This is a genomic window from Lentilactobacillus parafarraginis DSM 18390 = JCM 14109, assembly GCF_001435895.1.
In the GTDB taxonomy this organism is placed as follows: Bacteria; Bacillota; Bacilli; order Lactobacillales; family Lactobacillaceae; genus Lentilactobacillus; species Lentilactobacillus parafarraginis.
Genome location: NZ_AZFZ01000049.1, coordinates 1 through 23,736 on the forward strand (window position 1 = coordinate 1; position 23,736 = coordinate 23,736).

Consider the following 23,736-nt stretch of genomic DNA (forward strand, 5'->3'; position numbering starts at 1 on the left):
GTATTTGGAGGACTTTGTCTTCAGTCTGAGACAACGAGTTAGTTGTCTTTCCAATGCCGACATTCTAAAATTAAAGTGTATGAGATAATTAATAGAGAAGAAGTGATTTGGAATGCTCAAAATCAATTATTTGGATGGTTCGACTCACGAGTCCATCGAGTACAAATCAGCAACCGATTTCATGGCCAATCAGCGTTTGGAAGTCCCGGATTTGGAAGACTACTACAAAATCGAAAGCGTCACGCTGGACGGCAAGCCCGTTGACTTAGAGGATAAAACAATCATCGGCCTTTACAAGAAGTTCGACAGTCAAGGCGTTTAAACAACAATCAGCACCGGTAATGACCACTGAAAAGAAGCCATTATCGGTGCTGATTTTATTTTGATGTCTCATCAATATCTTTAATTAAGAAATGGGTCCGGTCATTTTCAACGACCCCATAAACCCGTTGTTGATGCGTATCATCCTTATAGCCGAAATCAATCACGCTCTTATCATCTTCGACTTCAACGCCATTAAACTGATTCTTCAAGAATGTGCGTAATACGGGAATCTGCCGATCAAACTGGCGGGCCCGCTCAACGGCGCTCTGCAGCGTAAACCCCTGTTTAAGGTACCTTTGAATGTGAAAAATCAAAAACAGCATATGCATTGAATACTGCCGCTGCGTGCCCTTCTGCTGATCGATGGGGGCGATGTATCCCTGCTCTTCCCAGTATCTGAGTTGGCGACCGGAAACTCCAGTAATTGTCTGAACCTGCCCGATTCCAAAAATTAACTTGTCACTATCAATCAACGGTTCATTTGATTGTTTTTCTGCCATTATTTTCACCTTGATTAGCTGAGCCGTTCAGTGAGTGACCTCCTGGGCTGCCAGCCTTGATTTAAATTTTATGTTAAAAACGCATAGACGATTCAACCGCCAATTTGGGTAACCGCTCACATTATATCAGAAAAACACCACCGTGCTCAAAAGTCAGTTAGTGCCGCAAATTTTTCCGGTCCCCAGGCAGAATCTTTGTTATAATGCTTGCGTAACTATTCGAAAGGACTGAATTAAATGGGATTTTCACCAAAGCTATTAGTCGCTGACCTGTCACTGATTTTATCGATTGCCATCGCGTTTTACGCCCAAACAAACCACGTTCAGGACAATGTTAAAATCGGTCTGATTATCCTGGCCACCATTTTCCTAACCATTTCAATTGTCATTAACATCGTTTCCGCAGTCCAAAAGCGCCGGGAACGTCGCAAATAGCTGTTGATAAATCAAGGCGCCGTCGCAAAGATCACTTTGCCGCGGCGCCTTTTTTAAACGATTGGAATCAGGACTTATGCTCGTAGACGTCGATTAATCCCTGAGTTCCCAAATCACCAAGATGCAGCTGGTCAACCATTGTCTCGTAGAGCTGTTTGGCGAGCTTTGTGGCCGGTAAATCAAGTTTCATTTCGTCAGCCACTTCCAGCGCGATCCGCAAATCCTTCAAGAAATGCTTGGCATAAAATCCCGGCTTGAGATCGCCTTTTAAAATGCGTGGACCATAGGCGCCCATACTCCAGTTACTTGCACCACCGCCCTGAATCGTTTGAATCATTTGATCAAGGTTGAGGCCGGCACTCTTGGCAAATTCCAATGATTCCGTTAAGCCGGTCATCGTCCCGGCAATCATGATTTGGTTGGCCATCTTAGCATTCTGGCCCTGTCCAGGACCCCCGAACAGGTTAACCGACGTGCCCATTGCGGCAAACACGTCCTTCACGCGATCAAATACCTGCTGGCTTCCGCCAACCATGATCGTTAACGTGGCGTTCTTCGCCCCAATATCGCCACCGGAAACCGGCGCGTCGAGAACGTCAATTTGACGGGCGGCACCATAATCAAAGATCTTTTTTGCCAGCATTGGGGAGCTGGTCGTCATATCAATCAATGTTTGGCCGGCCTTAGCAGCTGAAAAAATACCGTCATCCCCAAAGTAAACGGTCTCAACATCCTTCGGAAAGCCGACAATCGTAATCACAACGTCACTGACCCGGGTGACGGCCGCCGGCGTGTCCGCCCAGGTTGCCCCATTTGCCAGCACCTGACTGGCATGCGCCTTGGTCCGGTTGTAAACCGTCACCGAAAAATCGTGCTTCAGTAAATTATTAATCATCCCAGTGCCCATGACACCGGTCCCAATAAATCCGATTTTCATATTAGCCACCTCATTTACTTGATCGATTCTTAACCTTCGCGACTAATGGCTGCCACCAGCTTTGATTGACAACGACCCAATCAATGGTGTCACCAATGCCGGTTTCAAACATCATTTCCGGCCGCCAACCCAAATCGTGGCGAACTTTTTGGTCATTGATGACATATTGGCGGTCATTGCCAGGCCGGTCGCTGATAAATTTAATGCGCGGCTGGTAAGCTGCCAGCTGAGCGGCAATCCGCTTCACGATATTAAGATTTGAGTGATATTGATGCCCAGCAATATTATAAATCTGACCGGCAGTTCCGTGGTCCATGACCGCCTGGATGGCGGCACAATTATCCCCAACATGTAACCAGTCACGAATTTCACTTCCCTGACCGTATACCGGCAAGGACTTCCCGCAGAGTGCGTGAGTCGCCATTAAGGGAATCAGTTTTTCCGGAAATTGGAAGGGGCCGTAGTTATTTGCGGAACGGGTGATACAGACATCGGTGCCATAAGTCTTGTAATCAGCAAGTACCAAAAGATCAGCGGCTGCCTTAGTTGCCGCGTATGGTGACGTTGGGTTCAACGTCGCCCGCTCATCAAATGCCTGCCCATCCGGGGTCGGTCCGTAAACCTCATCGGTTGAAACCTGAACGAACCGTGAAACATGATGCTGCCTGGCAGCATTGAGAAGCACGCTTACTCCCACGACGTTCGTCCGGGCAAACGGCGTCGGGTCCATAATCGAGCGGTCAACGTGTGACTCGGCAGCAAAATTAACCACCTTGTCAATTTGAAAGTCGTTAAAAGCCCGTTCAACGGCCGCCGCGTCAGCAATGTCTCCCCGAATAAAATGGTACCGGGGATCGGCGTGCATATCTGCTAAATTGCTCAGATTACCGGCGTACGTGAGTAAATCAAAGTTGATCACCTGCTCACTATGAGTCTGATCCAATAATCGATGAATGAAGTTTGCACCGATAAACCCCGCACCTCCAGTTACTAAAACTGCCATCCAATCCCTCCTGACATAAAGTTCTTAGTCTTCATTATAAGCTAACCTGTGAGGCAGAATTAAAAAATCCGCCATAAACTTTGCGGGAATGCAAAAAGATCGGCACAAAACCAGAAGTTTTGCCCGATCACTTTTATTTCGAAGATTGCCCGATTAATTGATCCGCCAGCAAGCCAGCGCTTGTTTCCCAAATATCAAACCAGATTGATTTTAGTGAGATTAATCGTCAAACACATCTTCGTTCACCCAATACTTCTGAGCGGTTGTCGACTTAGAAACCCGAATCCGGTAGAAGTCTTCGGATTCCCGTTCACCATCATCGTCGCGGTAGTATGCCTTGGCCTTCATATCAACATAAACCCGTTTACCAACGCGGGCCTTTATTCTGCTCCAGCTATACGTCCGGTTATTCTTCTTAGAGCCTGGCACGTACCGGTAAAGGCGCTGCTCACGGTAATCGGCTTCCAAAGGTGCCCGAAAAGTCGTCTTAGCGTATGTTACCCGGTAAACGCGGGATGCCCGAAAGTCTAAGGACTGAATCTGGCTGGTATCAATGGTTCGCCCCTTAGGCGTATACGCGGTGTCGGTCGTTTGCTTCAAATGATTATGTTGGGCGCCGGCGACGTGATCGGCTGGACTATCCGTTTGAGAACTAACGGAAAAGCCAATAATTCCAAGCGGAATCAGGAACAGCAACCCGGTATCAATCAATAAGTGACGTTTCATCATCGTTATCCTCCCAATTTAGAGCGGCGGTTAAAATTCGGTCATTATTATCGTTACCATTATTATATCGAAATAGTTTGGCGAAAGTATGAAGAAAGTATGAAAAGAGCGTGTCCCACGTAAAATGGTTGGCTTTTGACGATAAAAAAGAATCCTGCCGGCAAAAGTTTGCGGCAAGATTCCCAAGTCATGATAAGTTAAACTTATTTCTGATCATATGCTTCCTGGAACAACTGAACAATTTCTTCCTTGGTTCCCTTACGTGGGTTGGAGAAGGCGTTACCATCCTTCAGGGCATTTTCAGCCATCAGTTCAAAGTCTTCCGGTTTGGCACCAATTGCCCTGATGCTTCGAGGAATATTAACGTCATCGCACATCTGGCGCATTGCTTTGATCGAAAGGTCGGCGGCGTCACGAACCGAAAGGCCGTCTGTATTTTCGCCCATAATCTTGGCTAACTGGGCAAACCGTTCTGGGGCCGCAATAATATTATACTTCTCAACGATTGGCAGCAGCATTGCGCAGCAAACCCCGTGGGGTGCGTCGTATTGGCCGCCAAGTTGATGAGCCATCGCGTGAACGTAGCCCAAATCCGCATTATTGAAAGCCATGCCCCCCAACATTTCAGCTTCCACCATCTTGGTTCGAGCTTCAATGTTATGGCCGTTAGCAACCGCCTCGCGAAGACTTTCTTCCACTAATTTGATTGCTTCAATACACTGGCCGTCGGTAATTTCGTTGCGGTTAGTGGAAACGTATGGCTCAATTGCCTGAACAAAGGTGTCCATCCCCGTTGCAGCCGTTAGCGATGCGGGAACGTCCAGCATCAGCATTGGATCATTAAACGAAACCAGCGGTACATTGCGCCATGAAACAACCACGAACTTTAATTTCGTTTGTTCATTGGTAATCACACAGTGGCGAGTCAGTTCGGACGCCGTGCCGGCAGTGGTATTTACGGCCATCAGTGGTGGCAGCGGATTAGCCAACGTTTCGATTCCGGCAAGCTTGGTAATGTCATCCCCATTTGTCAAAATGATCCCGGTCCCCTTACCGGCATCATGTGAGGATCCCCCGCCAACCGTGATAATACTGTCACAATTGTTTTCAAGGTAGACTTTCTTAGCCTCCTCGATGTTTCGGATCTTTGGATTGGGTTCGACGCCGTCATAAATTGCGTATGGCACCCCGGCACCCTCTAACGACGCAATTGTTTGAGCAACGGGGCCGTTATCCATTGACCGCAAGAACTTATCGGTCACCAACAGCGGTTTTGTCATGTTCAGCATCTTTGCCCGGTCACCAATCTTCTTGATAACCCCCTTACCAAAGAAGTTAACGCTCGGCATTAAAAAATCAAAATTTTCTTTCATTATTCTTCCTCCTAGTTATGGTCACTCTGTTAACCATTTTTATGATAGCATTTCCCGGAATCCATGTAAACGATTTCACAATCTTTTTTTGGATTTGCCTCTCACCGCCAAGAGGGTTAAAATAAGGTAAATTCTAATTAATTAACACCTTGATGAGAAGTGTCATTTTATGGATTCGCCAAGAGAGCTTCGGTCGCTGAAAAGAAGTCGAATCGTAAAATGAAGATGAACTCGGAGTTTATCATTTGGTCTAATCGCTGAATGATCGGTCGCCCCCGTTACGGGTTGAACTTGATGACAACGTTAGACAAGTTCAATGAGGTCGACAACTCGCCGATGAACTCAGGTGGTAACGTGAAGAAGCCTTCACCCTGAAAATAGCAATTTATTTTCCGAGGTGGCGGCTTCTTTTTGATTGATCAGAAAAAATTTGGAGGTAATTTTGATGACTGAGACACACTTTGATATCGACACGCTTTTAGCCCAGGCCGGCAATCACGATAACCATGACCAGTTCCACACAATTTCAACGCCGATTTATTTGGCATCGAATTTTCGTCATCGGGACTTAGAAGACGTTGAAAACTTTGATCCCAAAAAACAATATTCCTATTCCCGATTGGCCACCCCAACCCGCAACGTGCTCCAAAAATCCTTGGCCGAACTGGAAGGCGGCGCCCAGGCGTTCGCTCTTAGTTCCGGAATGGCAGCCATCCAATTGGCCTTTTCACTATTTAAGACCGGTGATGAAATTGTCACGTCCGATGACCTCTATGGCGGGTCATTCCGGTATTTTGACTACTTAACCGACCACTACGGCATTAAATTCCGTAAGTGGAACGGTCAGGACTACGACCAATTGGCAAAATTAGTGACTGAAGATACCAAGGGTGTGTGGCTTGAAACCCCGTCCAATCCAACCATGAAGATTATCGACATTGACCGGGTTGCCGAAATAACCCATAAGGCAAACCAAAAAGCATTAGTTTGCGTTGACAATACCTTTCTAACGCCGGTTTATCAGCGACCCTTGGCTGCCGGTGCCGATATCGTCGTTCACAGTGCAACCAAGTACCTATCCGGGCATAACGATATGCTGGCGGGCGTCGTCGTCGCCAAGACCAATGAAGTTGCTGACGCGCTGGCCTTTAATTTCAACACAACCGGAGCGGTCCTTGATCCGTTTGATTCCTGGCTGTTACTGCGGAGTCTCAAAACCCTCTCAGTCAGAATGCAGCGCCACACGGCCAACGCGCAGTATGTTGCCAAACAACTTGAAAAGCTTCCCCAGGTACAGAAGGTGCTCTATCCCGGAAAGGGCGGCATGATTAGCTTTTACGTCCAAAATCGCGATCAAGTTGACCAGTTGTTTAAACGCCTGAAGATCATCTCATTTGCTGAGAGTCTGGGTGGCGTTGAATCCCTGCTGACCATTCCTTCACTTCAGACCCATCACGATATGCCGGAAGCCGATCGCTTAAAGCTCGGAATTACCGACGAACTGCTACGGCTGTCGGTTGGCTTGGAAAATCCAAACGACCTTGCCGCTGACTTAGCTCAGGGACTGGGTAATTAACGGGTTCTGATAATCACAACGGGCCGAGGAACGGCACGGTTCTGCTCCACCATTAGGCTCTTGACTCAATGGTTCGTAAAACAGCTCCAGCTAAGAACTGAAATTAATAATCAGTTCTTAGCTGGAGCTGTTTTTGATGACCGCTTTAAAATTTCCTTTTCCCTTAGCTTTGATGATTCGAATCATCAAATATGGTTCCCAAAGAATCTGGTTGGGGATCGGCGAGTTTAATGTAAAAGTTGGCAAGTGCCAAGTTGTAATATGGCAGTACCCATAAATCTAAAATCCCCATCGTGAAGCCAGAGAGAATGAACCATCCCAGAAAGCTTAGGTAAAGGACAAAGTACTCCCATTTATGCCCATTCATTAGTTCGCGACTCTTGGTAATCGCTTCAAGATAACCGATTGGTTTACCCTGATCAATCGCGTCACGATAAATGTAAAACGCCTGCGAGTACGAGAAGCCTTTAATGATGCCGGGAACAATGAGTAACAACGACCACAGCAAGGTCAGTACCGTTATCAGGATGCCAATGATCAGCGTGCCGATAAAGTACTGCCCGTTATTGAGAATCGTGAATGACTTGGTGACCGGTTCATCAAAGGTGCTTCGATTGCGAATCAAATCGATGCTGGCAAACCGCACCCCAATCAAGAGCAACCCGCTGATAATGGCAATCACCGTGACGATGGTCATCAACCCGTAAAATTGGCCGATTGGCTCAACGTTGGCGTACGAGTGAACCGATAAATCGTTCATGGTTGAATATAACGTTCCCGTGGAGTTGCCCAAATACTGAGCGATTGCCGAACCGTAGTTCAGGAGCAAAACGGGTAAGAATAATAGCAAGAAAAACGGGAAATGACTACTGAGCATCCGCCGCATTTCCAACTTTAATTGTGGTCTGTCCATAGAGACCTCCTTGAGTTAATTTGATCAATTGTTGTGAGTATATTACTCCTGGATAAATTGTCAACCCGGTTAACCCTTCGACCCAAGTGACGTTGCCGGTCGTTTGTTCACCCGGTTTAACCAGCAAACCATCAATAACGTGATCAGTGTGTAGGCTGCGCCGCCTGGTCCCACGGCATTCATCCCCAAATGAGAGACAATGACGCCACCGGTAGCCGAGCCCAAAGCAATCCCAAAGTTTGAAAAGATTGAGTTCAACGACGAGGCCAGCACGATCGATTGCGGATAGCCTTGTTCGGCAACTTGTAGAAAATGAATCTGGATTGGCGAATTAAGTAGCGGCATGCTGATAATCAAAAGCATCAGAACGGCTGCGCCAACCCACTGAAGGTTAAAGGTAAACGGCAATAGCATCATTAAGATAAATTGACCAACGTAGACTCTGGGCATTGCGTGAAGCCCCGGCCCATTTGTTAGGCGGCCGCTTGCCTGGTTACCAATAATGTTGGCAATTCCGAAAATGAAGAGTAAAACCGTCAGCATATTGGTTGAAAAATGCAGCTGGGTGGTAATGATTGGCCGCAAAAAGGTATAGAAGACGTAGATTGCGGCTAAGTTAAACATTGGCAAAAACATCCCGATTCGAATTCGGGAATCCTTTAAAAGCGCCAACTGCCCGCCAATACTGCTTCCCCTTTGCTTAAAGTCCCGGGGCAATGAGCCAAAGATAAGTCCCATGGTCACAATGGAGATCCCAATAATGGTTAAGAACGCCATCCGCCAACCGAAATTAGTTGAAATCCAAGTGCCCAGTGGAACCCCAAGAACCGACGCGATGCTGAATCCGGAAAATACCTATGACAGCAGCCATCCGCGCTTGGCCATTGGCGCAATGTGACTCACAAATGACAGGGCAATTGAAATGGCAACCCCGGAGACCAGTGCGGTGACAACTCTTGAAACGGCCAACAGTGCAAAGTTGGGGGCCATGACACTCATGGCGTTGCCCACCGTGAAAATGGCCATTAGCACCAACAAGCTCCAGAACAAATTGGTTTTGCCAATCATCAGCGTGATAATTGGGGTGCTGATCGCGTAAACCATTGCAAAAATCGTGACCGGGTACCCGACAGTTGCCACTGGAACATCAAATTGTTGGGATAGATCATCTAAAATCCCCACAATTAAGAATTCACTGAATCCTAACGTAAACCCAATTAAAACGAGAACAAAACTTTGTACCTTGAACTGCTTCATTGTTTGTCACTTCCTTTTCCAGTTAATTGTCTCAGACTTGTCCATATTACAGGTTTTGCCAGACACCGTCTAGTGATAAAAACTGAAAGAAGCCATGATAACGTTTTTAATTTAAACATGCATGGTTAATCAAACTGGTGACCATCAGAATTGGGATGCGAAATAAAAAAAGCACCAAAAAAGCCGACGATTTTTTAATTTCGTCGGCCCTTTCTCTTAAACATCAACTATTTTAAGTCGTTCTCCACAGCTGATGCCTTCTGAGATATTCCACTAGTCAAAAAGCATCACCTCCTTTTTTGATTGTCCAAATCATACAATGGTTCACTAAAAAATGCAAGTGATCGACGCCAGCTAATCGTCAATATCGTTATCATGGTGTAAATCGTGATCAATCACGTCATCGTTTACCCAATAATGGTGGGTTGCGTGCTTACTGAAAGCAATTCGATAGAAGTCTTCATGATCATACTCATTTTGATCATCGTCATCTTTAAACGTTGCCACGGCTTTTTTATCAATATAAACGGTCTGATGATCGGAAACATTCTGCGCATCCCACTGATAAATTCGGTTTTGTTTAACGGTCCCGGGAACTGATTGGTACAGATGCTCCTCACGGTACTCATCGTCTAATCGAGCGGTATCGCTTAAGTTCGTGTAGGTTACCTTAACCGCTCGTTGGTGATGGGAGACAATCGATGATTTTTGTGAATCATGAGTACTTGAACTGGTTGTTGATTGAGTCGTTGTGCTGGACGTGGAAGATTCCGAACTGGATTTACTGCTGGACGAAGCACCACCACTGTTAGCGGCACAACCGGCAAGTCCTAAAGCCACCAATCCGCTCAAACAGATGGTTAATAATCGCTTTTTCAAGGGTCATCCTTCCTTTCATTAACAACTGAGTCTAAGCCCGAATAACATTCTTAAACTCATTATAAAGAAAGTAATGCCCAATTACTAATAAAAGGCGGCCGCATCGTCATTTTGATTCTCGCATTAATCAAGAATTCGGAAGGAATAATCATGATGATATTTATGCTGCGTAAACACATAGTAGGTGCCAATGCCGTGATAGCGAATGAGGGCTTTCTTATAGGAACCGTTAATTAACCGTTTTTCGGTTTTAAACTGGCCGAGATTGGATGACGACGATCCGGTGTTAAACGAATACCAGGATCCCCACTTGCTAACTTTTAACTTGTGGGAACCACTTCTGGATGGGCTATAAACGGTCCCATTGTTGGTCACACTATGGGTGGTAATCTTAATGGTGCTAAATTTACCACTGTGAGAATACTTGTACCAGGTTCCGCGAAGTGATTTTGGTGTCGTTGTTGTCGAACTCGCATCGACTTGAGTGAGGTTGGTTGTCATTTCAATCCCAAGAACCACCAGCAGGGCGAGCATAATGAGTCGTAATTTCTTCATTTTAAAAACATGCACCTCCGTTAGTTAAAAGTATATCATGACATATCGAGTTCAAAGATAACTATCCGACTACAATCCCTTTACAAAAACAGCCCATCCCAAGAAGCCATCAAATGGCCTTCAGCTGGCGGCTCAACCCGAATCTCAAAAATCACTAAGGCCAGCCAATCACTCTCGATAATTGCAAAAGGATTACCAGCAGGCAACAAAATCCCCTTGCGGTATCAAAAAACGCCTGGTCGGGAAAACAGACCCGACGAGGCGCAATTGAACAAATTACTACTATATTAATGGATTATTAGGATGCAAGGATTCATACCGGCTCATTATGGTCAGACTGCCGTCCCAATTATTTTGAATCAAACCGGCTTTCAATTGCCCGGGCGTGGGCTTCAAGCCCTTCAACGCGAGCAAGGGTGGTAATCGCATCGGCTTCTTTTTTAAGCGCCGATCGGGTATAAGAAACGAATTGCGTGCGCTTCATAAAGTCCTGAACCCCAAGCGGTGAGAAGAACCGTGCCGTCCCGCCAGTTGGCAAGATGTGGTTTGGACCGGCAACGTAATCCCCAACTGGTTCTGAAGCGGAGAAGCCCAAGAAGACTGAGCCGGCATTTTGAATTTGGTTGAGATATGAAATCGCGTCTGGCAGCTGAACTTCCAAATGTTCCGGCGCAACGGCGTTCATCAAGGTAAAGGCGTCGTCAATGTCCTTCACAACGGCAATGAAGCCCTCGTTGTCCATCGCTGCCTGGGCAATCTCCTGGCGGGGCAATAATTTCACCTGACGATCCATTTCGGCGCTCACGTTATCCGCCAACTGCCGATCATCCGTCACCAGAATTGGCCGGGCCATCTTATCATGTTCGGCTTGTGACAACAGGTCAGCAGCCACTTGGCTGGGAACAGCTTCAGAACCGGCGATCACGCCAATTTCCGATGGGCCGGCAATCATGTCAATATCAACCTGGCCAAAGACCTGCTTTTTAGCGGTTGCCACGTAGGCGTTTCCGGGACCGGTAATTTTATCAACGCGGGGAATCGTTTCAGTTCCAAATGCCAAGCTGGCAATGGCCTGGGCGCCGCCAACGGTGTAAATTTCGTCAACGCCGGCAATCTTAGCAGCCGCCAAGACCGCTTGGTTAAGACCATCGGTTTGCGGTGGCGTCACCATGACGACCCGCTTAACGCCGGCAATCTTGGCTGGAATGACGTTCATCAGAATTGAAGATGGGTAAGCGGCAGTTCCGCCGGGTACGTATACCCCAACAGCCGCTAACGGCACAATCTTTTCGCCGCGAATAACGCCCTTTTGTTTGGCATCAACGAAGCTGTCTTCAACTTCCATTTGGTGGAAGGACGTAATGTTTCGCTTAGCCAGATTCAACGCGTCGATGACTTTTTTATCAGTATTCGCATATGCCTGATCGATTTGCGCTTGACTTACCTGCAAGGAATCAAGGTCAACGTTGTCAAATTTCTTTTCGTAGTCTTTGATCGCCGCATCGCCATTTTCGGCAACGTTAGCGATAATCTCGCGAACTGACTTTTCAACAGCATCCCGATTAGCCACCTTATTTGTTCGGATGGCCACCTGTTTTAATAACTGATCCAGAGAATCTTCAATAATTTGCATATCTACCGCTCCATTTCCCTAAACACCAAATTACGGTCAGAAAACGCTACTTCAACTCAGAAACTTGCCGACAAAAAAATCGTCCTCAGACATTGTGATTCACAATATCTGAGGACGATTTCTCGCGGTCCCACCTCATATTCGTCGCCACCTCACGATGAAACGACCTTACACTGTCTGTCACTAGTCGTCTAAAATAGAGAACAGTCACAGCAGCCGTGGTAACGCTCACTAGCGGGATAACCTACTTGGTTCAATTATCCAGTTCATAGATGTGTGTTCGTCAGTTCTATTAATCCGCTCTCACCATTCGGACTCTCTTTATAATCACGGACTGATTACTTTTCTAATCGTAACTTCATATTTATTATTGTTTTTTAATTTGTGATTACCCATACAATACCATGATTATTTGGAATGTCAACAGCCAAACCCAAAAACTCGTCAGATATTCATGTAGATCGACAAAAACATGGTTAACGTCCCCGCCATGACGAAAAAGTGCCAAATCAAATGCAGTCCCGGAATTCGGGGAAAGCTGTAAATCAAAGCGCCAACCGTGAAGATCACCCCACCACTCACTAGAAGCCAGAATCCACTTGGACTCAAGTTGGCATAGAGCTGCTTGCCCAGGAGCATGCACAACCAGCCCATCACCACGTAAATCGTCGTTTCCGTTTTCTGATACTTGCCATGAAAAACGACGTGACTCACAATCCCCGCAATTGCCAGTAACCAAACCGCTGCCAATAAGATATTTCCGGCCATATTGTGAACAAAAATGATGCAGTAAGGGGTGTAAGTCCCGGCAATCAGCAGGAAAATGTTACTGTGATCAAAAATCTGAAAGATCCGTTTAGCTTTCGTAAAAACAAAGCAGTGAAGCAGCGTTGACGCCAGATATAACAACAACACGCTGGCCGCGTAGACCGCTAAACTGGCAATGGCAACTGCCGAGAGATGCTGGTGGTACGCTCTTGTGAGGAGCAGCACCGTCAGAATTGCGCCCGCGACGAAAGAAACGCCGTGGGTTACTGCATTTAATGCCTCGTAGATAATTTGTTGTCGGCGAACATCAACGGTTTGATTATTCATTTCTGCACCTCCTAACTAACATCATAAGATAATCTCATCTAAAAATCAAGGTAATCTAGATTCAATATCTAGTTATGGTGATGCCCCTTTATGTGCGATAATGTTTATACTGAGATTAAAGGAGCTTCAATATGTCGAACAACTTTTCCGCAATTCATTTTTCCCAACTTACCCTGCCATTATACAATGATCTTCCCAATTTTAATCTGTACATGGATCAGGTGATTGATGAGGTCAATCAGTATCTGCAGCCATTGACGGGGACCAAAATAACAAAATCAATGATTAACAGCTACGTCAAACAGGGCCTAGTTGACCGCCCAGAGAAAAAGCGGTACGCAAGAAGCCACCTGGCCGAAATTCTTGTGGTCAGCGTGATGAAACAAATCCTTTCTCTGGACACCATTAAACAGGCTATGACCATCGCGCTTAAACTGGATCCAATCGATAAAGCCTATAACCAATTCATCGAGGTCTTCAACACGGAACTGACCCAGATTAAAACGACCAACCTTTCAGCAACGGATTACCAACGAATGGCCGTTCATGCCCTTTTATCAAAATCGCTGGTTGAACAAATGCTGGCCCAAAAGCCCCTCGACGATTAAATGTTACAGTCATGTAACAGAATTGATTCTTTGACATTTGTTTGTCATATTGTATACTTTTAAAGAATAGAAATGGAGGAATCTCAATTGAAGAAGCTTGCAACGATTTTTGCCGGCACCATTCTGGCACTGCCGATTTTCGCGGCCATTCCGGTATCAACCGCAAACGCCGCGAAGACTAAGACGTACCACTTTTCAATTCTAACCTCGGACTTTTACGATAAGGGCCGCGTCTATCACACTAAGGATCATGCCGTGACCGTTTATCGGGCAGCCATCGGCGCTGACACGCCCAGTATTGATTTCACGGCCCGGGGCAAGTTGAAGGCGGCAACGACTTACTACGTCACCCAATACGTCAAGGCTAAGAGCAACGCCACCAAGAAGAACCGGGCGTTTCTGTATGTTAAGAATCACGGCTGGGTTCAATCGACCAAGTTGGTAAAAGGGGCTTTTCAGCAGGCAGACTAACGGCTAGGCAGTCAATTCCTAGTCATGGATTGTTGGGCCAATGCCCTTCTATGGGAACCAACCCCGTTTTTGTTTTAACACCCAAATTATTTTAAGGAGGCGGTTTTTTATGAATCGTGCTGAAATTAAACAGGATGCCAAACACATCCTTAATTCACACTTTTCGTTTTATTTTTTGCTATTTTTACCAGTTTTATTAATTGAACTTATCGGGGGAATCGTTTATTACTGGAATTCATCCGATACCCCAAAGCCAAGCGACGTGTACGGCAGCCTGATTTTGTGGGTGGCCTCACTTTTGGCGGTCGGCGTTTACTTCGTCTGCGTGGATGCCTTTCGTCAAAAACTGACGTACGACAATCCGCTTCGAAAATCATTAACCATCTTCAACAATGGGGATTACTTCCTCGGAACCCTATTGATTGGGATTCTAACCGGCATCTTCACCTTCTTGTGGACCCTGCTTTTGATTGTTCCCGGAATTATTAAGTCATTTTCTTACTCACAGTCATTTTTCATTTACCGGGACGCCATTGACCGCGGTGAGCGGATGAGTTACCTGGATGCCATTACCCGCAGCCGAGAATTGATGGATGGTCATAAAATGGACTACTTTGTGATGGTTCTAAGCTTTATTGGCTGGGACTTACTCGTTCTTGTCACCCTTGGGATTGCCGCCATTTGGGTTCAACCGTATATGGGATTGAGCTTCGCTAACTTCTACAACGAACTTGCAAATCAGCACGATGCAGCCCCTGAGCTGATTGACGAAAAAGCCACCAGCGACGATCAGGCTGATAACGACGATCATACTAACAACGACGATAAGCAGTAGCTCGGCGATGATGTTAACGGTCATTTAGGGATTGATTCCCACTTTTTCATGGTTGCCGCTGGTCGTTAAAGGGTGCTCGGATCACGATGACAAGTCGGATCTGAGCACCCTTTTATGATCGGCTATTTGAAAGTGCTTACATAATAAGTAAACTATGATAAAATACAAATAACAAATCTCATTTTATAAAACGGAAGGTGACTGTATGATGATCACAACATTCGGTGAGTTGATGCTGCGCTTAACCGCAACGGAAAACCAGCGTTTTACCCAAGCAAGCAATTTTAAAGCCAACTTCGGCGGTGCAGAAGCCAACGTTGCCGTTCTCCTCAGCCGCCTAGGTGATCGCACGGCCTTCGTCACCAAGCTGCCTAACAACGCCCTCGCATCCGCGGCAATCGCTGAGCTAAAGGGCTTCGGCATTGACACTTCCTTAATTACCCGGGGTGGGAACCGAATGGGGATCTACTTCGTTGAAACCGGCAGTGACCATCGCGGCAGCAATGTCATTTATGATCGGATCGGCAGTTCCTTTGCCACCTCGGTGTTTAAGGACTACGACTGGGATTTTCTTCTCATGCGGACTAGCTACTTTTACATTTCCGGCATTTCGGCAGCCCTGTCTCCCGAACTTCGGCGAACGCTTTTATGGACGGCCAACTATTGCCATCAGCACAATATTAAGGTGATTTATGACGCGAACTTTCGTGGTAAATTGTGGTCGCCAGCCAGTGCCCAGGCCTTTAACAGCCAGCTCATGCCCAGCGTCGATATTTGCCTGGCTAATGATGTGGATCTAAAGCCGGCGTTTGGCCTCTCAATTGACCCAAGTCAGGCCACCGCCGACGAAATTGAACAAACCTTACGCCAAATTCAAAAGGCTTTTCCGAACTGTCAACAGGTTGCGTCAATTTTTAGAAAGCCTGCCGGCCCATCCACTCAGAAGTGGTTTGCAACGCTTCTTGATCATCATCAATTTTTCACCAGCCAAACGTACGAAACGACTGCCCACCACGAAATTGGTGCCGGGGATGCGTTTGGTGGCGCCCTGACCCATGGCATTCTCAACGGGTTTACGCCACAATATCGCCTCGATTACGCCCTGGCGGCGGCCATCTTAAAATTGTCAATTGCCGGTGATTATCCGTTGATCACCGATGGCGATATTCAGGCCCTGCTTACCAAAGACAATCCGCCAACCGTTAACCGCTAATTTCTTACGACTGAATCCTTAAAAGTGGGACTCAGTCTTTTTTTGTCATTATTTGCTGGCTTCTGATTGTTATTTGCTTATGTCATAAAAAAGTAATCTTTTTGCAAAAAAGTTTTGTCAGGGTCGCCTTAGTGGTTCTAATCCCCGTAACATTGACAACCCCGCCATTAATCGGGCTTGTCACGAGGTTTTAAATAGCATAGTTTATATAGTGACGCAAATGAAATACCCAATAAAATTGACATAAAAGTGAGGATCACCATGATAAAACGACAAATTGCTTACTTTTTAGCAACCGTTGGGGTTAGCGTTGGCATAATCGCTTCGTCAGCAGCCAACACCCACGCGGCCACCCTCTCCATTCCAGACGTTTCTGAATGGCAGGGAAAAATAACCAACCTCCAAGCTCAAAACCTTAAAAATCAAGTATCATTCGTCATTAACCGCCGCCAATATGGCAGCAGCTACGTTGACAAATACGCCACCAACAACACCGCCCTCTATGTAAAATACGGCATCCCGTTCGGGGAATACGATTACGCGATGTTTACCAGCCCCGCCAGCGCGAAGGCCGAGGCGAAGAACTTCTATAACCGCTCCAATAAGAATGCCCGCTTTTACGTGTTGGACTATGAACAAAATAACGTGACGTCCGGCTCCTCAAAGAGTGCCGTTTCCGCCTGGTACAACGAGATGCGTTCGTTAACCAATAAAAAATTGGTCTTTTATTCTTACCAATCCTTTGCGACCCAGTATGCCGGCAGTGCCCGCAATAGCTTCGATGCCCAGTGGATTGCCAACTACTCCGCTAAGCCATCCATTCATACCGACCTCTGGCAATATACCAATAAACACTACTTAGCCGCCCTGGGAAAGTACCTTGACGACAGCAAGGTGATGACCTCCACGCATCCAGTTTCCTGGTGGACTGGGAATAGTGATACCGCAACGGCCTTACAGGACGCGGCAATCACCAGCACCCCGAAATATTATCATGCGCTGAACACCACCAAGCAGCTCAGTACGCTTAAAAAAGTTTATTTGTACAATTCGAAGACCTTTGACAAGGCCAACCGCGTTAAAGCCGTTTCTGCCGGCAGTAACATCAGCATTCAGTCGGTTGGCAAGCGCGCCAGCGGCTCATATTACTTCACAACAACGACCGGTCAGTACGTGACCGCCAATCGTTCATACGTGAGCGAATAGGAGGCAATAAGCAAATGACATTCAAAAAACGATTTATCAACTCATTCATCGCGGTGGCCGGTACCACTGCTTTGGCGTTTGGCGGCTACACCTTAGCTAATAACACCGTTTTTCACGCGAACACCGGAATTAGTTCTGCCAAGCAGACCCCAGCTCCCCAATCCCTAACGGTTGCCGGCACCAGGCTCACGGCATCGATCACCAATAGCGATCCCAAAGATTACCGTCTGGATTACAACGATGCCAACAACACCCGCCACGCGACATTTGAAATGCAGACGTTTGCCGATGCCCAGTCAGCCACCGATTCTCTCAACTATGTTGGCAATCCTGACGGGACCAAGGATAAACTAAAGGATGGCAAGGCTGCCATTTCACAAGGGACCCTCGGCCACGTTTACACTCATTGGAACCAGGGCAACTGGTCAATTACCACTGTGACACCGTCTGAGGCCGCGGGTGGTCAGAACCCCACTCAATTTGCCAGTCAGGTCGCCAGCCAACTCAGTCAATTCCCATTACCAAATCAGAACGTGACTCACGGGGCGATTGTGTTGTATGCTAATAACAACTCAGAGATGGCAAATACGGTTAAATGGCAAGAAAACACGCGGGTTTATGAAGTCACCAGCGATCAAAGCAACGTTGCCATTCAGTTAAGTCATCAAGCCAATTAAGGAGGGCCACAATGCGCCACAAAAAATTAGCCGGCCTGGCCGTTGGATTATTGCTCGTCGTTGGCGGGCTCAGCGGCTGCAATTCGAACAAGCAGGGCCAAGGAAATCACGATTCCGGTTCCAAAATCACGAAGTCATCCCGAACCGATATGCAAAATTCATCAACCAGTGACTCGTCGAGCAGTGAAAGCAGTTCATCACAATCATCAAGTAGTTCGTCGCCGGCTAGCGATCAATCGTCAGCGACCGCTCCGAAAACAACCGGTTCCCGAATTTCAACTTTCAACAATCAAATCACTCAGAAACTCGGAAACGTCAAATTACCAACCACTGATGGCTTGGGTTCCGGCAGCCAGAATTTAAACATGCGCTACCGCGGTACCGCTGCTAACTATGTCGTGTATTACAGCGTTGGCAGTCAACCACAGAATCTAAACGCCGGCGCGGTTGCCAACGAAACGGCTTACGCCAGCTTTCAAAAGAAAACCTACGCTTCCTCTCGCCAGGCGGCCGGAGCTGTTAATTATTCCTCAGCAGCCTCAAAGGGACTGCCAAAGGTTAAATTAAGTTCCAAAATCACCGGCTATGAGAATGCCGGCGGCGGCCAACGCTATATCGCGTGGAATGAGGGTCGCTGGGCCGTTTCCGTTCACGGAAGCGTCGTTAACAATACCGATCCGAAGCAAACCGCTAAACACACCGTAAGCTTACTGGATCAAAATATGCTACCCGTTCCTGAAAGTCGCGGCACAATCAGCTTCAACGTGCACACGTCGACCGACCACACTCGGGATCAGGCCATTACCTGGCAGGCGGGCCGAACCGTCTACACGCTTAAAGGGCAAACGATCGACACTTCGGTTAAGATGGCCACACGCGTTAAATAACCAATCAATTTCTAACAAGCTGAATGGCTCAGCCCCAATCGGCTGGGCTTTCAGCTTTTATTTTGGTCGCGAAAGGACTCACTATGAAACTCATCATCTCTCCCACCAAGAAAATGGTGGTTAACACCGACGACTTTGATGTCCAAGAAGCCCCCATCTATCTTGAAAAGACCCGCCAAGTGCTGGCAGTTCTCCAGAATTATTCGGACAGCGAGCTTAAAGACTTGTGGCACACCAGTGATCGGCTGACCCAAATCAATGCCGATCAGCTCCGCCACATGGATCTGGCGGGGCCATTGACGCCTGCGGTGATGAGCTATTCTGGCATTCAATTTCAATCAATGGCGCCGGGAATTTTGACGGGGCCGGCTTTGAAATATCTCCAGCGGAACCTGCGCATTCTATCGGGGTTTTACGGAATTTTGAAGCCGTTCGATGGGGTTGTCCCCTACCGTTTGGAAATGCAAAGCCACTTACAGGTTAACGGGACAACCAACCTCTATCATTTCTGGGGTGACAGCCTTTACCGGGCGCTTGACCCGCAGCCGGGAGAACCAATCATCAACTTGGCGTCAAAGGAATACGCCAAGGCGATCACCCCGTTTCTAACCCCCACTGACCAGTGGATCGACATTGTCTTCGGTCACCTGGTTGCCGGTAAGGTTAAAACCCGCGCGACCTTAGCCAAAATGGCCCGGGGTGAGATGGTCCGCTACATTGCCGAACATCAGCTTACTAAGGTTAGCGACCTTCAATCATTTGATTCGCCAAGGTACGCCTATGATCCGCATCGGTCGACAACAACGAAACTCGTCTTCTTAGAAGCCGGCCAAGCAGCCGCAAGCAAGCCTCACCGTTAACAATTTAGCAAACTAATTAACAGGGGTCGTACAAATTAGTTACAAATCCATTAAAACGGCGAACGATCCGCGGCCGACATGGTACAATTTGAGACAGAAGTTGGAGGGAGAAGAACATGAAAATAACAAAATGGTTGCGGGCAACAGTGATTGCCTGCGCAACAGCATTAACATTTGGAATTGGGCTTGGCTTTGTCAGCCAGTCCGCATCGGTTGACGCGGCAGCGGTTAAATACACAACCGTCTCAACCTCGACCATGAAAAAGGCGCCGTATCACAAGAAATCAACAACCGGCGTCATTTGGAACGCTTCCCATACCAAGAAAGTCGCCACCCTCAAGGGGTACCCTTACACGACTTGGTACGCCACTAAAAAAGTGGTCATGAAGAAGACTGGCGGGTCTAACGCGCTTTATTATCAGGTGCAGAATGGTTCCGGCACGGTTTCGGGTTACGTTTGGCATAACTACGTCACCCCGGGGAAATCACCGTTCGGCTTGAAATACGCCTTGGGGGCCGTTGCTCTTGACGTGAATACCAACGGGGTTGTGTGGTCAAAGAGCGCGAACACGCCGCGGCCAATCGCCTCAATTTCCAAATTAATGACGCTATATCTGGTTCGGCAAAAGATCAGCAATGGCGGCGGCACTTGGAATTCCAAGGTCGACACCAGCAATGCCGGTCTCAAAAAGCTCGGCAAGGACAAAGATTTTGGCGGTTTTAAATTCACGAAAAATTCTTACACCGTCCGGGATCTTTATTTAGCAGCGTTAATTGAATCATCCAACAACTCAGCAATTGCGTTGGGTCAATGGGTTGCCGGTGGTTCAACCCCCGCCTACAACAAAAAATTCATCTCAATGATGAACGCGCAGGCAAAAACATGGGGGCTGGACAACAGCTCGTTTGTATCAGCTTCCGGAATGGAACAGAATAGTTTGAAGCCATTCGGTTACAGCATTGGCGGCGCAAATGCCAACATGGTATCGGCTGCCGACGTTGCCCAGATTGCCCGGCATTTCATTAATGACTACTACGACGTGCTTACCGATGCCTCGGTTAAATCAATGAGCTTGGATGGTCAAAAGCTGTACAACTACAACAACATGCTTCCAGGCCGCAAGTATTACCAAAAGTCACTTAACGTGGATGGTCTCAAGACCGGTTACACGTTTCCTGCAGGTTACTGCTTCGTTGGAACTGGTCGAAAGAGCGGTCATGACCGCATTATTACCGTCGTCCTTCACGATGAAAATGAGTTTACCGAAACCCGTTCATTGATGAACTACGTTTACGATAAGAACTTAGCTTAAAATACCAGCGCTATTGAATGGTGCCAGTACAAATCGTTAAAAATCAGCCAGTTGTTCCGTTTCTTGGAATGACCGGCTGATTTTTTTCTGACGAAGTTATCTTTCAAGCCGCCAAGTCCCCCGGCTCAAGCCTTGCTTAGGCACCCGTTGATCTGCGAAGACCCGAATCTTGACTATTTCTGAATAATTGGTTACTTTAAAGATTAGGTGTCGCTTTTCTAAACACACATGATGACGACTGATTCATCTTCGGCAACGACCCAACCTAATTGGAGACTTTCTCAATGAAACTTATGGCATATGACATGTCCCGCCCGCTCAAATTTATTCAAAGCGGCCATTTTTCTTCAGGTATTGGATGGCAGCACCTGCCATCAACCCGGAAGGCTGATCGCATTCTTGTCGGGACAAAGAATGCGATCAGCCTCGAAGTTATGGGAGAACCCGTCACCCTTTCAGCGGGAAACGCGCTCTGCGTTTTTCCGGGAGAAAGCATGGTTGGCACGTCACCAACAACCCAAAACGCTGAGTTCACTTGGCTTCATTTTGTGAACCAGTCACCGCTCTCACAGATTGAGACATATCCACAAGATTTTAAACAATCAACCTCGCTCATTCTCCCCCGGGTCTTCAAGTTCAACGACCCAAACCGAATCTTAGCGCTAACGGCCCAACTATTGGACGCGACGCATACTTCCGAAAATAATTTAGTATCCGCGAATTATTTTGTGTCATTTTTCATCAGTGAGCTTGCTCAGGACTACTTTCAAGGCATTCACCAATCGAACTATGACGAAGGCATCGTCAATCGCGTCAAGGAATGGATCCGAGCCAACATTAACACCGACCTCAAAGTCAAAGACATTGCCAGTCAGTTTAATATGAATAAGGATTACATGGCCCGGCTATTTAAACGGGTGACCGGAACCACCATTAAAACTTACATCAACCAATCGAAAATTAATTTGGCCCGGTATCTGTTATTAACGTCGGACCTGTCGGTTGCTGAAATTGCCCAACGCTGCTTTTTCTATGACTATAAATACTTCTTCCGGTTATTCAAAAAGGAAACCTCATTAACGCCGCTAAAATACCGGAACACGTTCACGAATACCTTCTTGAATAATCCCAACGTCGATCCCGGCTACGATGTTGGTAAAGTCGTCGCTCTCCTCGAGAAGGGCATCAAAAAGTCGACCCTCTATTAATGCAAACTATCGGCCAACCCAACGAGCCTGCCTTTTTGGCATCCCCATTGGATTGGCTGATAGTTTAAACGCAAAAGTTTTTGGCTAACTGATCGACCCAACTTTGTCATCTGCATATTGGTTTCGGTAACTGAGAGGCGATACGCCGTAACGCCGCTTAAACGCCATTGAAAAATAATAGACGTTCTGATAACCAACATCGGCCGCAATCCGACTGATCTGTTCAGAAGTGGACAAAAGACGTTTGACGGCTTCCTCTAAGCGGTATTTCGTCAAAAACAGATTAGGCGTAATGCCAAATGTCTTTTTCATACTGCTTGTCACGGAGTTGGGATGGACATGAAACACCTGCCCGAGTTTTTCGTTGGTAATTTTTTCATCAAAGTGATCGCGTAAATATCGCTGAATTTGAGTGGCCAAAATTGCCGTCTGGGATTGACTTGTCGCTGGGGATTGGACCTGCTGCAACAGGTCTAAAAATAATTGCTGGGTCTGCCAAAAGCCAACCGCATTCTGGGCAGCGCTATTCTGAAATATTTTTTTAACCAGGGCACAAATTCCCGGCATGTTCGTGATGTGACTGTGCTTGCTTAAAAATAGGGTCATTTTCGGCGTGTAATAGTGTAAAGATGGCACCGGAATCACAGAATGAAGTTCTTGAGGCTCACTGGCCTGCAGGTAACAGCCGGTGACTGAAAAATGAACCCAGTAGTATTCGGTTGTCTGATCCATGGGCTTCCAAGAATAATGGTGGTGCTTAGGCTGTAAAATAAACATTTCACCCGGCCCAACGACGTATTCCTGATCATCCTCGGCAATATACAGTTTTCCGCGAACCATGAAGATCATGACAAAGAATTGAAAGTTGTTGCGGTTAGGGTGGCGATCGCCGGGATTAAACACAACGTGCCCACTCTGAACGTAGGTCGGTAATGGTAAACATGAAATTGATAAGTATTGATTAGTCATCGCAATCTTCCCTTACATGAAATCCAATCATTCAAACAAACTTATTAGTGCTTAACTAAGACGCATCATTCATCACAAATATTCCCTTCGATAATATTGTAAGCGCTTATTTAATGGGTAAAAACTCACAGATTTGTACATAAAGTTTAAAAATCCGACGAATCAGCCAATTATGCGGGCGTTTTTCCGATATTTGAGGACCTTCGAACGACTTGCAATTGACTATCACCGCAAAAAAGCATAATCTGTTCTCGGTACTGTACCCTGTCAAGTTGACACATTA

25 protein-coding genes, 1 pseudogene and 1 other annotated feature are annotated in these 23,736 nt (G+C 46.8%); of the genes and pseudogenes, 13 read left to right on the forward strand and 13 right to left on the reverse strand.

From position 1 onward, the window contains the following. The first annotated feature begins 112 nt into the window (after positions 1-112). Positions 113-322: a hypothetical protein gene (locus FD47_RS10590; protein ID WP_008211985.1), complete on the forward strand. Its 210-nt coding sequence runs from the start codon at positions 113-115 to the stop codon at positions 320-322. A gap of 55 nt (positions 323-377) precedes the next feature. On the opposite strand, the gene FD47_RS10595 is transcribed toward FD47_RS10590, so the two are convergent. Then, positions 378-824, reverse strand: a complete 447-nt coding sequence (locus FD47_RS10595) for a MerR family transcriptional regulator (RefSeq protein WP_008211986.1) — start codon at positions 822-824, stop codon at positions 378-380. Between the two features lie 237 nt (positions 825-1,061). Here FD47_RS10595 and FD47_RS10600 point away from each other — a divergent pair, with 237 nt between their 5' ends. Next, a complete protein-coding gene (locus FD47_RS10600; RefSeq protein WP_008211987.1) occupies positions 1,062-1,259 on the forward strand; it encodes a hypothetical protein in 198 nt (65 codons plus the stop codon). A 67-nt stretch (positions 1,260-1,326) separates the two neighbouring features. Here FD47_RS10600 and FD47_RS10605 read toward each other — a convergent pair whose 3' ends face one another. The 4 genes from FD47_RS10605 to FD47_RS10620 form a co-directional block, all read right to left on the reverse strand. After that, positions 1,327-2,196: an NAD(P)-dependent oxidoreductase gene (locus tag FD47_RS10605; protein WP_056980655.1), complete on the reverse strand. Its 870-nt coding sequence runs from the start codon at positions 2,194-2,196 to the stop codon at positions 1,327-1,329. Between the two features lie 10 nt (positions 2,197-2,206). Beyond that, positions 2,207-3,199, reverse strand: coding sequence for a dTDP-glucose 4,6-dehydratase (gene rfbB / locus FD47_RS10610; RefSeq protein WP_056980656.1), 993 nt, complete (start codon positions 3,197-3,199; stop codon positions 2,207-2,209). A 219-nt stretch (positions 3,200-3,418) separates the two neighbouring features. Then, on the reverse strand, positions 3,419-3,928 hold the full coding sequence (locus FD47_RS10615) for a hypothetical protein (RefSeq protein WP_225352913.1): 510 nt from the start codon (positions 3,926-3,928) through the stop codon (positions 3,419-3,421). Positions 3,929-4,128: 200 nt separating this feature from the next. Then, positions 4,129-5,298, reverse strand: coding sequence for an iron-containing alcohol dehydrogenase (locus FD47_RS10620; protein ID WP_056980657.1), 1,170 nt, complete (start codon positions 5,296-5,298; stop codon positions 4,129-4,131). A gap of 445 nt (positions 5,299-5,743) precedes the next feature. On the opposite strand from FD47_RS10620, the gene FD47_RS10625 reads away from it, so the two are divergent. Beyond that, a complete protein-coding gene (locus FD47_RS10625) occupies positions 5,744-6,874 on the forward strand; it encodes a trans-sulfuration enzyme family protein (RefSeq protein WP_054735624.1) in 1,131 nt (376 codons plus the stop codon). Positions 6,875-7,037: 163 nt separating this feature from the next. On the opposite strand, the gene FD47_RS10630 is transcribed toward FD47_RS10625, so the two are convergent. From FD47_RS10630 to trhA, 7 genes and pseudogenes are all read right to left on the reverse strand, one after another. Further along, positions 7,038-7,787: a DUF975 family protein gene (locus FD47_RS10630; RefSeq protein WP_054735627.1), complete on the reverse strand. Its 750-nt coding sequence runs from the start codon at positions 7,785-7,787 to the stop codon at positions 7,038-7,040. 69 nt (positions 7,788-7,856) lie between these two features. Beyond that, positions 7,857-9,044 (reverse strand): annotated as a pseudogene (locus FD47_RS10635) (MFS transporter). A gap of 354 nt (positions 9,045-9,398) precedes the next feature. Beyond that, entirely contained in the window at positions 9,399-9,923 is a 525-nt protein-coding gene (locus FD47_RS10640) for a hypothetical protein (RefSeq protein WP_054735630.1), read from the reverse strand. Between the two features lie 123 nt (positions 9,924-10,046). Then, positions 10,047-10,478, reverse strand: coding sequence for a hypothetical protein (locus tag FD47_RS10645; protein WP_008212004.1), 432 nt, complete (start codon positions 10,476-10,478; stop codon positions 10,047-10,049). An 80-nt stretch (positions 10,479-10,558) separates the two neighbouring features. Further along, positions 10,559-10,684: a hypothetical protein gene (locus FD47_RS16110; protein ID WP_263849921.1), complete on the reverse strand. Its 126-nt coding sequence runs from the start codon at positions 10,682-10,684 to the stop codon at positions 10,559-10,561. A 143-nt stretch (positions 10,685-10,827) separates the two neighbouring features. Then, complete coding sequence (hisD, locus tag FD47_RS10650) at positions 10,828-12,111, reverse strand: histidinol dehydrogenase (protein WP_008212008.1); 1,284 nt, start codon at positions 12,109-12,111, stop codon at positions 10,828-10,830. 107 nt (positions 12,112-12,218) lie between these two features. Beyond that, positions 12,219-12,474, reverse strand: a binding site (T-box leader). A gap of 81 nt (positions 12,475-12,555) precedes the next feature. Continuing rightward, positions 12,556-13,206, reverse strand: coding sequence for a PAQR family membrane homeostasis protein TrhA (gene trhA, locus FD47_RS10655; RefSeq protein ID WP_054735633.1), 651 nt, complete (start codon positions 13,204-13,206; stop codon positions 12,556-12,558). A 131-nt stretch (positions 13,207-13,337) separates the two neighbouring features. On the opposite strand from trhA, the gene FD47_RS10660 reads away from it, so the two are divergent. From FD47_RS10660 to FD47_RS10705, 10 genes are all read left to right on the forward strand, one after another. Continuing rightward, positions 13,338-13,814 carry a DUF1836 domain-containing protein gene (locus FD47_RS10660; protein ID WP_054735634.1) on the forward strand — a complete coding sequence of 159 codons (477 nt, stop codon included), beginning with the start codon at positions 13,338-13,340 and terminating at the stop codon, positions 13,812-13,814. 87 nt (positions 13,815-13,901) lie between these two features. Then, positions 13,902-14,285, forward strand: a complete 384-nt coding sequence (locus tag FD47_RS10665; protein WP_040537679.1) for a hypothetical protein — start codon at positions 13,902-13,904, stop codon at positions 14,283-14,285. 109 nt (positions 14,286-14,394) lie between these two features. Further along, complete coding sequence (locus tag FD47_RS10670) at positions 14,395-15,120, forward strand: DUF975 family protein (RefSeq protein ID WP_008212015.1); 726 nt, start codon at positions 14,395-14,397, stop codon at positions 15,118-15,120. 205 nt (positions 15,121-15,325) lie between these two features. Further along, positions 15,326-16,333 (forward strand): sugar kinase, encoded by a 1,008-nt coding sequence (locus FD47_RS10675; protein ID WP_054735636.1) that lies wholly within the window; start codon positions 15,326-15,328, stop codon positions 16,331-16,333. A 261-nt stretch (positions 16,334-16,594) separates the two neighbouring features. Continuing rightward, a complete protein-coding gene (locus tag FD47_RS10680; RefSeq protein WP_225352914.1) occupies positions 16,595-17,539 on the forward strand; it encodes a GH25 family lysozyme in 945 nt (314 codons plus the stop codon). 14 nt (positions 17,540-17,553) lie between these two features. Continuing rightward, the gene (locus tag FD47_RS10685) at positions 17,554-18,216 is read left to right on the forward strand and encodes a hypothetical protein (protein WP_054735642.1); all 663 of its coding nucleotides are present in this window, start codon (positions 17,554-17,556) and stop codon (positions 18,214-18,216) included. 11 nt (positions 18,217-18,227) lie between these two features. After that, positions 18,228-19,103: a hypothetical protein gene (locus tag FD47_RS10690; protein ID WP_054735645.1), complete on the forward strand. Its 876-nt coding sequence runs from the start codon at positions 18,228-18,230 to the stop codon at positions 19,101-19,103. Between the two features lie 83 nt (positions 19,104-19,186). After that, a complete protein-coding gene (gene yaaA, locus FD47_RS10695; protein ID WP_054735647.1) occupies positions 19,187-19,963 on the forward strand; it encodes a peroxide stress protein YaaA in 777 nt (258 codons plus the stop codon). A gap of 116 nt (positions 19,964-20,079) precedes the next feature. Further along, on the forward strand, positions 20,080-21,276 hold the full coding sequence (locus FD47_RS10700; protein ID WP_056980658.1) for a D-alanyl-D-alanine carboxypeptidase family protein: 1,197 nt from the start codon (positions 20,080-20,082) through the stop codon (positions 21,274-21,276). Positions 21,277-21,560: 284 nt separating this feature from the next. After that, complete coding sequence (locus FD47_RS10705) at positions 21,561-22,484, forward strand: helix-turn-helix domain-containing protein (RefSeq protein ID WP_054735649.1); 924 nt, start codon at positions 21,561-21,563, stop codon at positions 22,482-22,484. 84 nt (positions 22,485-22,568) lie between these two features. Here the strand turns inward: FD47_RS10705 and FD47_RS10710 are convergent, their stop codons facing one another. Continuing rightward, positions 22,569-23,453 (reverse strand): AraC family transcriptional regulator, encoded by an 885-nt coding sequence (locus FD47_RS10710; RefSeq protein ID WP_040537680.1) that lies wholly within the window; start codon positions 23,451-23,453, stop codon positions 22,569-22,571. Positions 23,454-23,736 lie beyond the last annotated feature (283 nt).